The following is a 13,468-nucleotide window of genomic DNA, read 5'->3' as shown; positions in this document are numbered from 1 at the left end:
CCGCGATCGGCGGACATCCACCCGCCCACCGCGTCAACAACCTCTGCGGCGGCGACATCTAGCAGTCTGCGGGCGTGCACGATCTCGAACCGGAGGAGTTCCGCAGGCTCGGCCGCGAGCTCGTCGACTGGGTGGCCGGGTACCGGTCGGAGCTGGGCGGTCTCCCGGTCCGCCCGTCCGTGCGGCCCGGTGAGGTCCGCGCCGCGCTGCCCGCGGGCCTGCCGGAGGAGCCCGCCGCGGACCTCGGCGGGGCCCTGACCGCCCTGCTCGACGACGTCGTGGTCCCGGGCACGCTGCACTGGCAGCACCCGGGCTACTACGGCTACTTCCCGGCCCAGGCCTCGCTGTTCTCACTCCTCGGCGACCTCGCGTCCGGCGGGCTGGGGGCCCAGGGGATGCTCTGGTCGACCGCGCCCGCGGCCACCGAGGTGGAGCAGGTCGTGGTGGACGGGATGGCCCGGGCCCTCGGGCTCGGCGAGGCGTTCACGTTCGCGGGCGGGGGCGGCGGGTCCTTGCAGGACTCGGCCTCCTCGGCGGCGCTGGTCGCGCTGCTCGCCGCGCTGCACCGGTCGGACCCGGGGTGGCGGGAGACCGGCGTCGCCGGGGACGAGCGGGTCGACGTCACCGCGGAGACGCACTCGTCGCTGGCCAAGGCCGTGCGGATCGCCGGGCTGGGCTCCCGGGCCCTGCGGGTCGTGTCCGGAAGTCCGATGGACACCGCGGCGCTCGCCGCGATGCTGGCCGAGGACCGGGCGGCGGGCCTGCGACCGGTGCTGGTCTGCCCCACGGTCGGGACGACGGGGACGGGCGCGGTGGATCCCGTCGCCGCGGTCCGTGCGGTCGTCGAGGACGCGGCCGGGGATGCCTGGGTGCACGTCGACGCGGCCTGGGCGGGCGTCGCCGCGCTGTGCCCGGAGTTCCGGTCCGTGCTGGCGGGCGCCGAGCGCGCCGACTCCGTCTGCACGGACGCCCACAAGTGGCTCGGGACCGCCTTCGACGCCTCGTTCCTCTGGACCCGGCACGCCACCGCCCTGCCGGACGCCCTGTCCATCACCCCGGAGTACCTCCGCAACAGCGCCACCGACTCCGGCGAGGTCGTCGACTACCGGGACTGGCAGGTCCCGCTGGGGCGCCGGTTCCGGGCGCTCAAGCTCTGGGCGGTGCCGCACGGCATGGGCCTTCCTCACCCACACCACGGTCGAGGGCCGCTACGCCGTCCGCATCGCCGTCGGCGCGATGCGGACGACCGCCAAGGACGTCGACACCCTCTGGACCCTTCTCTGCCCGTCATGAGGAGGTCCCTGCCCGACGAGGGTGTCCCGGTCCGGCGAGTCTGGCGGCGAGCGGCGCCGCGAGTCACGGTCAGAGGCCGAGCGAGCGGCCGATGACCTCCTTCATGATCTCGGTCGTGCCGCCGTAGATGCGGGTGATCCGGGCGTCCGCGTAGGCCCGGGCGATGGGGTACTCGTTCATGTACCCGTACCCGCCGTGCAGCTGCAGGCACCGGTCCACGACGCGGCCCTGCAGCTCGGTGCACCAGTACTTCGCCTTGCCGGCGTCGACGGCGTCCAGCTCCCCCGCGTTCAGGGCGCGGATGCAGTCGTCCACGAAGTGCTCGGCGATGTCCACCTCGGTCGCGATCTCGGCCAGGACGAACTTGGAGTTCTGGAACGACCCGATCGGCTGGCCGAAGGCCTTGCGCTCCTTGACGTACTCCAGCGTCCACTCCAGGGCCGCCCGCGCTGCCGCGACACCCGCGACGGCGATGGACAGCCGCTCCTGCGGCAGCTTGGTGACGAGCTGGGTGAACCCCTGCCCCTCCGTCTCGCCGAGCAGGTTGGCCACCGGGACCCGGACGTCGGTGAACGACAGCTCCGCCGTGTCCTGCGCGTGCTGGCCCAGCTTGTCCAGGTTCCGGCCGCGCTCGAAGCCCTCCATCCCGCGCTCGAGCACGAGCAGGGACATGCCCTTGTGCTTCTGCGTGGGATCGGTCTTCACCGCCGTGATCACCACGTCCGAGTTGATCCCGTTGGTGATGAACGTCTTCGCGCCGTTGACGACGTAGTGGTCGCCGTCCCGCCGCGCGGTGGTGGTCATCGAGGCCAGGTCCGAGCCGATGCCGGGCTCGGTCATGGCGATGGCCGTGATCAGCTCCCCGGACACGATCCCCGGCAGCCACCGCTTCTTCTGCTCCGCGTTCGCGAAGGAGAGGAAGTAGGGCATGCAGATGTCGTTGTGCAGGGTGAGCCCGAGCCCGGCACCGCCGTTCCCGGTGCGCATCAGCTCCTCGATGATCACTGCGTTGAAGCGGAAGTCGACCACCCCGCCGCCGCCGTACTCCTCCGGCACGTCCATGCCGAGGAAGCCGTTGGCCCCCGCCTTCGCGAAGACCTCGCGGGGGACGATGCCCTCGTGGTTCCAGGCCTCGTCGTTCGGGGCGATCTCCTGCTCGACGAACTTCCGGAACGACTCCCGGAAGGCCTCGTGGTCGTCGGAGTACAGCTTCCGCTTCACGCGCGTTCTCCTACCTGGGTGCCATGCGGATGGCGCCGTCGAGCCGGATGACCTCGCCGTTGAGCATCGGGTTCGCGACGATGTGGGCCGCGAGCAGGCCGTACTCGCTCGGCTTGCCGAGCCGGGCCGGGTGCGGGACCTGCTTGCCGAGCGACTCCTTGGCCTCGTCCGGGAGCCCGCCGAGCAGCGGGGTCTCGAACAGGCCCGGGGCGATGGTGTTGACCCGGATCTGGGCGCTCGCGAGGTCGCGGGCGATCGGCAGGGTCATGCCCACGACGCCGCCCTTGGACGCCGAGTACGCGGCCTGGCCGATCTGCCCCTCGAACGCCGCCACCGACGCGGTGTTGATGATGACGCCGCGCTCGCCGTCGATCGGCTCGTTCGCCACCATGCGCTCGGCCGCCAGCCGGATCACGTTGAACGTGCCGATCAGGTTGACCGTCACGACCTTCGTGAACGCGTCCAGCGGGAACGCGCCCTGCTTGCCGACGGTCCTGTAGGCGTTGCCGATGCCCGCGCAGTTGATCGCCGCGCGCAGCGTGCCCAGCTCGGCGGCCTTGTCCAGAGCCGCCGTGACCTGCTCCGGGTTCGTGACGTCCGCCGCCACGAAGGCCACCCTGTCGCCCAGCTTCTCGGCGATCTCGGTGCCCTGCGAGGTCGGCAGGTCGATGATCACGACCGAGGCACCGGCGTCGAGCAGGGTCTCGGTGGTGGCCAGGCCGAGGCCGGAGGCGCCGCCGGTGACGAGGGCGACCTGTCCGTCGATGTTCACAGCAGCTCCAGGATGGTCGCGTTGGCCTGTCCGCCGCCCTCGCACATGGTCTGCAGGCCGTAGCGGATCCCGTTGTCCCTCATGTGGTGGACCATCGTGGTCATGATCCGGGCGCCGGACCCGCCGAGCGGGTGGCCCAGGGCGATCGCGCCGCCGTTCGGGTTGAGCGACTTGACGTCCGCGCCCTCGATGTCCGCGAGCCAGGCCATCGGCACGGGGGCGAAGGCCTCGTTGACCTCGAACACGCCGATCTCGTCCACCCTCAGGCCGGACTTCGCCAGCGCCTTCCGGGTGGCGGGGATCGGGGCGGTCAGCATGATCACCGGGTCGGCACCCGCGAGGACCGCGGTGTGCACTCGGGCGATCGGGCGCAGGCCCAGCTCGGCAGCCTTCTCCGAGGTCGTCATCAGCAGGGCCGCGGAGCCGTCCGAGATCTGCGAGGCGTTGCCCGCGTGGATGACCCCGTCCGCCTTGAAGACGGTCTTGAGCGTGGCCAGGCCCTCGACGGTGCCGCCGGGGCGGATGCCCTCGTCCTTGCTCACGACCGTGCCGTCCGCCAGCGTGACGGGCGCGATCTGGCCCTCGAACCGGCCCTCGGCCTGCGCGGCGGCGGCCTTCTCGTGGCTGCCGATCGAGAACTCGTCCAGCTGGGTGCGGGACAGGCCCCACCGCTCGGCGATCATCTCCGCGCCGACGCCCTGGTTCGGGCGCACGTCGCCGTAGCGGGCGACGAAGCGCTCGCCGTACGGGTCCTGGCCGTTGCTCGAGGAGCCCATCGGCACCCGGGACATCGACTCGACCCCGCCCGCCACCACCACGTCGTACTGACCCGCGACCAGGCCCGCCGCCGCGAAGTGCACGGCCTGCTGCGAGGACCCGCACTGCCGGTCGATCGTCACGCCGGTGACGGTCTCCGGGAAGCCCGCCGCGAGCGCCGCGGTCCGGCCGATGTCCATGGTCTGCTCGCCGACCTGGGACACGCAGCCCCAGATGACGTCCTCGATCGCGGCGGGGTCCACCCCGCTGCGCTCGGCCAGCGAGGCCAGCACGTGCGCGGACAGGTCGGTCGGGTGGACGCCCGATAGGCCCCCGTTCCGCTTGCCCACGGGTGTGCGTACCGCTTCGACGATGACTGCATCACGCACGGTCGAGCTCCTCACCTCTGCCACCGACGGACGGCGCCGTCGCCCTTCGGGCACGGTAGCAACGAAACGGTCAGCAGTGACCGCGATCGCGGTGTGGCGTACAGAACATTCGTTCAGATGCCCAGCTGGAACGGGGCTCCCGGGTCGCGGGAGCCCCGTCCGGTCAGTTGCCGCCGGGGTTCAGGGTGACCGTCTCCGGCTGGTAGCCGGCACCGACGACGTCCACGCCGTCCGTCTTGAGCAGCGCGAGGGCCCTGGTGACGTAGTCGTTGGTGTAGGCCTCGGCGTCCGGGTCCCTGGTGAGGACGGTCTGCCCGTCCGCGTTCACCGCGGTCCGGGCCACGCCGACCGTCTGCGCCCACGCGGCCGGGTCGATCGTCCCCGCGCCCGCGGCGGGCGAGGGCCAGATCAGCTTGTTGACCTCGTTGACCTGCCACAGCTGGTGGCTGGCGCCGAGCTTGGAGCCCGCCTTCACCACGATGTCCCGGCAGGAGGCCACGTTGTCCCGGCAGTACGCCCAGCCCTGGATCGACGCGGCGACGAACCTCGTCGTCTGGTCCTGGTAGGCCGGGTCGGAGAGCTTGTCCGTGCTCGCCCAGATCGCGTCCTGGAGCATCGCGGTGCCGTCGGAGTTCCAGTCGACGACCGAGAAGTCCTCGGGCTTGTACAGCTGCCCGGTGGCCGGGTTGGTCGCCTCCAGGACCTGCGCGTACTCGTTGTAGGACATGGCCTGCGCGGCGTCGATCTCCCCGGAGAGCAGGGCCTGCATGTCGAACTGCTGCTGCACCAGCGTGACGTCGGCGGGCTTGAGGCCCGCCTTCGTCATGCCCGCGAAGAGCTCGAACTCGTTGCCGAAGCCCCAGTTGCCCACCTTCCTGCCCGCGAACTGCGCGGGCGCGGTGATCCCCTTGTTCGCGAACGCGACCTGCCGGGTCCCGGAGCGCTGGAAGATCTGCGCGACATCCGTGATCGCCGCGCCCTGCTCGCGCGAGGCCAGGGCTTTGGGCACCCAGGCGATGGCGTAGTCCGCCTGGCCCTGTGCCAGCACCGTCTGCGGGACGATGTCGACGCCGCCCTCCTTGATCGTGACGTCGAGCCCCTTCGCCTTGTAGAAGCCCTGGTCGATCGCGGCGAGGTAGCCGGCGAACTGGCCCTGGGTGAACCACTGCAGCTGCAGGGTCACCGGGGTGAGCGCACCGGGGGCGGCCGAGGAGCCGCCCGATGCCTGCCGGCCCGCGGGCGTGGTGGAACAGGCGGCGAGGGCGACGGCGGCCGCCGCGCCGACGGTGGCGAGGAGCCATCGGGGGGTTCTCACGTGCTACCTCCGGTTGCGCGTCACGAGCCGCTCGGCGAGCAGCCCGGCGAGGAAGAACAGCAGCCCCAGCACGATCGAGGCGGCGACGAAGGCCCACGCGCGGGTGTAGGCGGTGTTCGCGGCGGCCGCGGAGATCCGACTGCCGAGCCCGTTCTGCAGGCCGCCGAAGTATTCGGCGACGATCGCGGCGATCACCGCGGCCGGCGCGGCGAGCCGGAGCCCGGTCATGACGAACGGGACCGCGCCGGGCAGCCGGACGAACCGGGTGTACTGCCGCCGGGTCGCGGCGAGGGCGACCATCAGCTCGTCGTGCACCGGGCGGACCCGGCGCAGCCCTCGCGCGGTCGCGACGAACACGGGCACGGTCACCACCACCGTGACGACCAGCCGCCGCGGGATCTCGGTGGTGGAGCCGAACATCGTGGTGAACACCGGCGCCAGCGCCACGATCGGGATCGCCGAGGCGGCGAGGACCACCGGGGTGACCAGCTCGGAGACCAGGCGCGAGCCCGCCGCCAGTACGGCCAGCAGCACTCCCACCAGGAACCCGACGACCAGCCCGACCAGCGCGTTCCCCCCGGTCACGCCCGCGGTCTGCAGGATCACCGGGAACTGCGCCCCGACCTGCTCGGCGATCGCGGTGGGCGCGGGGAGCAGGAACGAGGGCAGCCCCCCGATCCGCACCACCAGCTCCCACACGACGAGCAGCGCGATGCCGAACGCCACCGGCGCCACGACCGCGGACGCCCCGCGGAACCGGCGTGCCGGGCCCGGCACGGCACCGACCCCTCCCGCGGCTCCCCCGACGGACGTCTCCGGCGGGGCGCTCACTCCGCCGCCCCCTTGCGCAGCGCCTCCCGGACCGCGGTGACGGCCTCGAAGAAGGCGGTGGTCTCGCGGACGTACTCGACGGCGCCCGGGTCGTCCGGCACGGTGCCCGGACGGCGCCCGGCGACGATCTCGGTGACCCGGCCCGGACGCGGGGACATGACCACGACCCGGTCCGAGAGCACCACGGCCTCGGGGATCGAGTGGGTCACGAACAGCACCGCGGCGCCGGTCTCCCCCGCGATCCGCAGCAGCTCGGCCTGCATCCGCTCGCGCGTCATCTCGTCCAGGGCGCCGAAGGGCTCGTCCATCAGCAGCAGCTTGGGGCTCGGGGCGAGCGCGCGCGCGATCGCGACCCGCTGCTGCATGCCGCCGGAGAGCTCCCCCGGCCGGGAACGGGCGAAGTCCGCGAGCCCCACCAGCTCCAACAGCTCGGCGGCCCGCGCCCGCCGCTCCGCCCTGCCGACGCCGTGGACCTGCAGCGGCAGCTCGACGTTCTCGGCGACGCTGCGCCAGTCCAGCAGTCCCGCCTGCTGGAAGGCGATGCCGTAGTCCTGGTCCAGCCGGGCCTGCCGCGCCGGTTTGCCGGTGACGGTGACGGTGCCGGAGGTGGGCTGCTCCAGGTCCGCGACGAGCCGCAGCAGGGTGGACTTGCCGCAGCCCGACGGACCGATCAGCGAGACGAACTCCCCCGCGCCGATCGTCAGGTCGATGTCGGTCAACGCGGTGACCGGCCCGAACTCCTTGCCCGCCCCCGCCAGCTCGACGGCGGCGCTCACGCCGTCGCCCCGCGGTAGCGCGAGAGCCCGAGCTCCAGCACCGTGACCAGACCCGCCGCCACCAGCCCGAGGACCGCCGCGCCGAGGATCGCCGCGTAGACCTGCGAGGGGTCGCCGGTGGCGGACTGCGCGTACTCGATGATCAACCGTCCGATCCCGCCGCGGGTCCCCGTGGAGATCTCCGCGACGATCGCGCCCACCACCGCGGCCGCCGCGGCGAGCCGCGCGGCCGGGACCAGGTACGGCACCGACGCGGGCAGCCGCAGCCGGACCAGCGTGGTCCACCAGCCCGCGGCCAGTGCGTGGAACATCTCGACGTCCGCCTTGCGCGGGGAGGTGAGCCCGCGCAGCATCCCGACCGAGATCGGGAAGAACGCCAGGTACGAGGCGATCACCATGACCCCGGCCCACGGCTCCCACGTCCAGCCCCCGATCGCGATCCTGCCGCCCCAACCCGCGACCAGCGGCGCGATCGCGATCAGCGGGACGGTCTGGGAGGCGATGACGTAGGGCAGCACGGCCTTCTCGGCCAGGGCGAACCGCTGCATCAGCACGGCCAGCAGGGTCCCGCCGATCCCGCCCAGCACCAGCCCGCCGAGCGCCAGGCCCAGGGTGACCAGCGCGCCCCCGGCCACCGCGGCGCCGACCGAGCGCGGGTCGGCGGCGCCCGCCACCTCGGGGGCGCCGAGCCTCGCCAGCACGGTCCAGACGTGCGGCATGGCGGCGTCGTCCGTGCGGGGCAGGATCCGGGTGTCGCCGACGGTCACGCCCGCGGCGGGCAGCAGCCATTTCGCCAGCTCCCACAGCGCCACGAGGAGCACGAAGGCCGCCACCGCGGTCGTCGCCCCCCGCAGTCTGCCGTTCATGCCGTCCCCTTCGCGCCGTGCGGTGATCCGGAATCCTCTGGGCACGAGGTGACAGGGGTGTTACGGCGAGGTTCCCCTTGGACCGTCGATCATCAGCCCCTTGCGCGCCGGACCGTCGCGGGTCGATGGTGTCGCCTTCGGGAACGGGTGTGAAGGGGGTCGGTCATGGGGCGCACCGTTCGGGCGGCGATCCTGCAGGCCAAGTGGACCGGGGACACCGCGTCGATGATCGACGTGCACGAGACCCACGCGCGGGCGGCCGCGGCACGGGGCGCGCAGGTGATGGGCTTCCAGGAGGTCTTCAACGCGCCGTACTTCTGCCAGGTGCAGGAGTCCGAGCACTACCGCTGGGCGGAGCCGGTGCCGGACGGGCCGACCGTGCAGCGGATGGCGGCGCTGGCGAAGGAGCTGTCGATGGTGCTCGTCGTGCCGGTCTTCGAGGTCGAGAGCGCGGGCAACTACTACAACACCGCCGCGGTGATCGACGCGGACGGCACGATCCTCGGCAAGTACCGCAAGCACCACATCCCGCAGGTGAAGGGGTTCTGGGAGAAGTACTACTTCCGCCCCGGCAACCTCGGCTGGCCGATCTTCGAGACCGCGGTCGGCAAGGTCGGCGTGTACATCTGCTACGACCGGCACTTCCCCGAGGGCTGGCGCGCGCTGGGCCTGGCGGGCGCCGAGATCGTGTTCAACCCGAGCGCGACGAGCCGGGGGCTGAGCTCCTACCTGTGGAAGCTGGAGCAGCCCGCCGCCGCCGTCGCGAACGAGTACTTCGTCGCCGCGATCAACCGGGTGGGGGTCGAGGAGTACGGGGACAACGACTTCTACGGCACCAGCTACTTCGTCGACCCGCGCGGGCAGTTCGTCGGCGAGGTCGGGTCCGGCTCGGAGGAGGAGCTGATCGTCCGCGACCTCGACCTGGGGATGATCGACGAGGTGCGGCAGCAGTGGGCCTTCTACCGCGACCGCCGCCCGGACGCGTACGGCCCGCTGGTGGAATCGTGAACCTCCACGAACGGACGCGGGCCGTGCTCCCGAGCTGGCTCGCCCTCTACTACGACGACCCGATCGAGCTGGACCACGGCTCCGGGCGGCACGTCTGGGACGCGGACGGCAACCGCTACCTGGACTTCTTCGGCGGCATCCTCACCACGATGACCGAGCACGCGCTGCCCGCGGTCACCGAGGCGGTGGCGGCGCAGGCCGCGAAGATCATCCACTCGTCCACGCTCTACCTGAACCGGCCGATGGTGGAGCTCTGCGAGGAGATCGCGGCGGTGTCCGGCATCCCGGACGCCAAGGTCTTCCTCACCACCAGCGGCACCGAGGCGAACGACGCGGCGCTGCTGCTGGCCAGCGTGCGCAACCGCTCCAACCAGGTCCTGGCGCTGCGCAACAGCTACCACGGCCGCTCCTTCTCCACGATCGGGATCACCGGCAACAGCGCCTGGTCGCCGACCTCCCTGTCGCCCTTCCAGACGTACTACGTCCACGGTGGACAGCGTCTCCACTCGCCCTTCGCGCACCTGTCCGACGCGGACTTCATCGCCGCGTGCGTGGCGGACCTGGAGGACGTGCTGGACCAGACCGGGGGCTCCATCGCCGCGCTGATCGCCGAACCCATCCAGGGCGTCGGCGGGTTCACCTCGGGGCCGGACGGGCTGCTCGGCGCGTTCGCCGAGGTGCTGCGGGCGCGGGACATCCTCTGGATCTCCGACGAGGTGCAGACCGGCTGGGGGCGCACCGGCGAGCACTTCTGGGGGTGGCAGGCGCACGTCGCCGAACGGACCAGCGCGGCGCCGGACATCGTCACGTTCGCGAAGGGCATAGGGAACGGCTTGTCCATGGGTGGGGTGATCGCCCCGGCGTCGATCATGGACGACCTGCCCGCCAACTCCATCTCCACCTTCGGCGGCAGCCCGATCACCTCGGCGGGGGCGCTGGCGAACCTGCGCCACCTGCGCGAGCACGACCTGCAGGGCAACGCGGCCAAGGTCGGACCGATCCTGCTCGACGGGCTCAAGGCCCTCGACCTGCCGCACGTCCTGGACGTCCGGGGCAAGGGGCTGATGATCGGCGTCGAGCTGGACACGGCGGCGCGGGCGGTGGCGGTGCTGCAGTCCTGTAAGGACCGCGGGCTGCTGGTGGGCAAGGGCGGGCTGCGCGGGGACGTGCTGCGCATCGCCCCTCCCCTGTCGCTCACCGCCGACGAGGCGCACGAGGGCCTGGCCATCCTGGTCGAGGCCCTCCGATGAGGACGATCGTCCGCGGCGGCACCGTCGTCACCGCCGCGGAGGAGGTCGTCGCGGACGTGCTCGTGGACGGGGAGCGGGTCGTCGGGGTCGTCTCCCCCGGGGCGGTCCCGTTCGTCGCGGACACCGAGATCGACGCGACCGGCCGCCTGGTCGTGCCCGGCGGCGTGGACGCCCACACCCACATGGAGATGCCGTTCGGCGGCACGTTCTCGGCGGACACCTTCGAGACCGGCACCCGCGCCGCAGCCTGGGGCGGCACCACCACGATCATCGACTTCCCGATCCAGAGCCGGGGCGGGTCGCTGCGCGAGGGGCTGGACGCCTGGCACGCCAAGGCGGCCGGGAAGTGCGCGATCGACTACGGCTTCCACATGATCCTGGCGGACGTCGACGACTCGTCGCTCAAGGAGATGGAGGCGCTGGTCGGCGAGGGCGTGACCAGCTTCAAGCTGTTCATGGCCTACCCGGGCGTCTTCTACTCCGACGACGGCAGGATCCTGCGGGCCATGCAGAAGGCCGCCGAGACCGGCGGGCTGATCATGATGCACGCGGAGAACGGCATCGCGATCGACGTGCTCGTCGAGCAGGCGCTGGCCCGGGGGCAGACGGACCCGCGCTACCACGGCGACGTGCGGCACGCGCTGCTCGAGGCCGAGGCCACGCACCGCGCGATCCAGCTGTCCCGGGTCGCCGGGGCCCCGCTCTACGTCGTGCACCTGTCCGCGCGCCAGGCGCTGGACCAGGTCGCGGCCGCGCGCGAGGCCGGGGACAACGTGTTCGCCGAGACCTGCCCGCAGTACCTGTTCCTGTCCACGGACGACCTCGCCCGGCCGGGCTTCGAGGGCGCGAAGTACGTCTGCTCCACGCCGCTGCGCCCGGCCGAGCACCAGGCCGCACTGTGGCGTGGCCTGCGCAACGACGACCTCTCGGTGATCTCCACCGACCACTGCCCCTTCTGCTTCAAGGGGCAGAAGGAGATGGGCCTCGGGGACTTCTCGAAGATCCCCAACGGGATGCCCGGCGTCGAGACCCGGATGGACCTGCTGCACCAGGGCGTCGTCGAGGGGCGGATCTCGCGGCGGCGCTGGATCGAGCTGGCGTGTGCCACACCGGCCCGGATGTTCGGGCTCCACCCGCGCAAGGGCACGATCGCGCCCGGCTCGGACGCGGACATCGTCGTCTACGACCCCACCGCGCAGCAGACCCATTCGGCCGCGACGCACCACATGGCCGTCGACTACTCGGCGTACGAGGGCCGGACGACCACCGGTCGGGTGGACACCGTGCTGTCCCGGGGGCGGGTGATCGTCGACCGCGGCGAGTACCTCGGCTCGGCGGGCCACGGGTCGTTCCTGGCCCGCGACACGTGCGGGTACCTGCGATGATCGACATCGGGCTGGTGCTGCAGACCGACCCGCCGGCGTCGGAGGTCGTGGACCTCATGGTGCGCGCCGAGGAGCTCGGGTTCACCCACGGCTGGACGTTCGACTCGCACGTGCTCTGGCAGGAGCCGTTCGTCATCTACAGCCGGATCCTGGAGCGGACGTCGCGGCTGCTCGTGGGGCCGATGGTGACCAACCCGGGCACCCGGGACTGGACGGTGCTGGCGTCGCTGTTCGCCACGCTGGACGACATGTACGGCCCGCGGACGGTCTGCGGGATCGGCCGCGGGGACTCGGCGATGCGCGTGCAGGGGCGCCCGCCGACCACACTGGCCCGGCTGGAGTCGTCGATCGAGGTGATCCGCGGGCTCACGGCGGGTGACGCGGTGGACCTCGGCGGCACGGACGTGCGGATCCCCTGGGTCCGCGAGGGCGCGCCCGCGGTGCCGATCTGGGTCGCGGGCTACGGACCCAGGGCGCTCGCGCTGGCCGGACGCTGCGCGGACGGGTTCATCCTGCAGCTCGCGGACCCGTACCTGGTCGAATGGACGATCAAGACGGTGCGGGCCGCCGCGGCGGAGGCGGGCCGGGACCCCGACACGATCACCATGTGCGTGGCGGCACCGGCCTACGTCACCGAGGACCTGGCGCACGGCCGGGACCAGACGCGGTGGTTCGGCGGGATGGTCGGCAACCACGTCGCGGACCTCGTCACGCGCTACGGCGCCTCGGGCGTCGTCCCCGAGGAGCTCACGGGCTACATCAAGGGCCGCGAGGGGTACGACTACAGCCACCACGGCCGAGCGGGGAACCGCTCCACCGACTTCGTGCCGGACGAGGTGGTGGACCGCTTCTGCCTGATCGGCCCCGCCGCGGCGCAGCGGGAGCGGCTCGCGGAGCTGGAGTCCCTGGGCGTCGACCAGTTCGCGATCTACGCCATGCACGACGGCCGGGACGCGACGATCGAGGCCTACGGGACCTCCGTCATCCCGCGGCTGTAGGCGGGGGCGGGATGGATGCCGAGCGCCGGGACCAGCCTGCGGTGCAGGTAGCCGCGCAGCTCGTCGTCCGTGGCGCCGGTGTGCCCGTCGAACCAGACGAGGGAGAGCACGAACCGGATGACGGTCTCGGCGATCTCGTCCATCTGGTCCGCCAGCTCGGGCTGGTGGTCCAGCAGGGGGGCCAGGTAGCGCTTGGTCATCGCCACGGCGTCCGGCGAGAGGCTCCACCGGGCCAGCTCGAAGGTCGCGCGCTCCGGGAAGGCGATCGGGGCGAGCGCGGGCTGGGTGCGGAACTCGTAGCGGGCGCGCAGGGTGGCCTCGACGACCAGCTCCGCGGCCGACCCGGCCTGGTTCGCCGTGGTCCAGATCCGCTCGACGATCTCGCCGGAGAGCCGCAGCAGCGCCGCCGACACGAGCTGCTCCCGCGAACCGAAGTGGCGGTAGACCGTGGGACGCGAGACGCCGGCCCGGGCGGCGACCTCGCTGAGGGAGGCCGCGTCGAAGCCGGAGAGGGTCAGCACCTCCACGGCGGCGTCGAGGATCCGCCTGCGCACGTCCACCGGGTCATCCTCCCAGCCCAGCCGCCGCGCCGGCCACTCTCGACGGAA

The 13,468-nt window shown here is 72.3% G+C and carries 13 protein-coding genes; 5 read left to right on the top strand and 8 right to left on the bottom strand.

Annotated elements, in window-relative coordinates; all coding sequences use genetic code 11:
• Positions 1–74: 74 nt before the first annotated feature.
• The gene (locus tag ABD993_RS19995; protein ID WP_345420476.1) at positions 75–1,388 is read left to right on the top strand and encodes a pyridoxal phosphate-dependent decarboxylase family protein; all 1,314 of its coding nucleotides are present in this window, start codon (positions 75–77) and stop codon (positions 1,386–1,388) included.
• Here the strand turns inward: ABD993_RS19995 and ABD993_RS19990 are convergent.
• The 7 genes from ABD993_RS19990 to ABD993_RS19960 form a co-directional block, all read right to left on the bottom strand.
• A complete protein-coding gene (locus ABD993_RS19990) occupies positions 1,363–2,514 on the bottom strand; it encodes an acyl-CoA dehydrogenase family protein (protein ID WP_345420473.1) in 1,152 nt (383 codons plus the stop codon). The two genes, ABD993_RS19995 and ABD993_RS19990, sit on opposite strands and share 26 nt — an antisense overlap.
• A gap of 10 nt (positions 2,515–2,524) precedes the next feature.
• Complete coding sequence (locus ABD993_RS19985) at positions 2,525–3,286, bottom strand: 3-hydroxyacyl-CoA dehydrogenase (protein WP_345420471.1); 762 nt, start codon at positions 3,284–3,286, stop codon at positions 2,525–2,527.
• On the bottom strand, positions 3,283–4,431 hold the full coding sequence (locus ABD993_RS19980; RefSeq protein WP_345420468.1) for a thiolase family protein: 1,149 nt from the start codon (positions 4,429–4,431) through the stop codon (positions 3,283–3,285). The genes ABD993_RS19985 and ABD993_RS19980 overlap by 4 nt, the downstream gene beginning before the upstream one ends.
• A 163-nt stretch (positions 4,432–4,594) precedes the next feature.
• Positions 4,595–5,746, bottom strand: coding sequence for an ABC transporter substrate-binding protein (locus tag ABD993_RS19975; RefSeq protein ID WP_345420465.1), 1,152 nt, complete (start codon positions 5,744–5,746; stop codon positions 4,595–4,597).
• A gap of 3 nt (positions 5,747–5,749) precedes the next feature.
• Entirely contained in the window at positions 5,750–6,577 is an 828-nt protein-coding gene (locus ABD993_RS19970) for an ABC transporter permease (RefSeq protein WP_345420462.1), read from the bottom strand.
• Complete coding sequence (locus ABD993_RS19965) at positions 6,574–7,353, bottom strand: ABC transporter ATP-binding protein (protein ID WP_345420460.1); 780 nt, start codon at positions 7,351–7,353, stop codon at positions 6,574–6,576. Before ABD993_RS19965 ends, ABD993_RS19970 begins: the two co-directional genes overlap by 4 nt.
• Entirely contained in the window at positions 7,350–8,219 is an 870-nt protein-coding gene (locus ABD993_RS19960; RefSeq protein ID WP_345420457.1) for an ABC transporter permease, read from the bottom strand. Before ABD993_RS19960 ends, ABD993_RS19965 begins: the two co-directional genes overlap by 4 nt.
• Before the next feature lie 165 nt (positions 8,220–8,384).
• Here ABD993_RS19960 and ABD993_RS19955 point away from each other — a divergent pair, with 165 nt between their 5' ends.
• Genes ABD993_RS19955 through ABD993_RS19940 form a run of 4 tightly spaced genes read left to right on the top strand, consistent with a single transcriptional unit; the run spans position 8,385 to position 12,860 of the window.
• The gene (locus ABD993_RS19955; RefSeq protein ID WP_345420454.1) at positions 8,385–9,227 is read left to right on the top strand and encodes a nitrilase-related carbon-nitrogen hydrolase; all 843 of its coding nucleotides are present in this window, start codon (positions 8,385–8,387) and stop codon (positions 9,225–9,227) included.
• Positions 9,224–10,477, top strand: coding sequence for an aspartate aminotransferase family protein (locus ABD993_RS19950; RefSeq protein WP_345420451.1), 1,254 nt, complete (start codon positions 9,224–9,226; stop codon positions 10,475–10,477). The genes ABD993_RS19955 and ABD993_RS19950 overlap by 4 nt, the downstream gene beginning before the upstream one ends.
• Positions 10,474–11,862, top strand: coding sequence for a dihydropyrimidinase (gene hydA / locus ABD993_RS19945; RefSeq protein WP_345420449.1), 1,389 nt, complete (start codon positions 10,474–10,476; stop codon positions 11,860–11,862). Before ABD993_RS19950 ends, hydA begins: the two co-directional genes overlap by 4 nt.
• A complete protein-coding gene (locus ABD993_RS19940; RefSeq protein WP_345420505.1) occupies positions 11,862–12,860 on the top strand; it encodes a TIGR03842 family LLM class F420-dependent oxidoreductase in 999 nt (332 codons plus the stop codon). Before hydA ends, ABD993_RS19940 begins: the two co-directional genes overlap by 1 nt.
• On the opposite strand, the gene ABD993_RS19935 is transcribed toward ABD993_RS19940, so the two are convergent.
• On the bottom strand, positions 12,830–13,420 hold the full coding sequence (locus ABD993_RS19935; RefSeq protein WP_345420446.1) for a TetR/AcrR family transcriptional regulator: 591 nt from the start codon (positions 13,418–13,420) through the stop codon (positions 12,830–12,832). The genes ABD993_RS19940 and ABD993_RS19935 overlap by 31 nt on opposite strands.
• Positions 13,421–13,468: the final 48 nt, after the last annotated feature.

The sequence above is a fragment of the Pseudonocardia xishanensis genome, from assembly GCF_039541715.1.
Taxonomy (GTDB): Bacteria; Actinomycetota; Actinomycetes; order Mycobacteriales; family Pseudonocardiaceae; genus Pseudonocardia; species Pseudonocardia xishanensis.
Note: the sequence above shows the minus strand (reverse complement) of the source record. Positions and strands in the feature narration are given on the sequence as shown.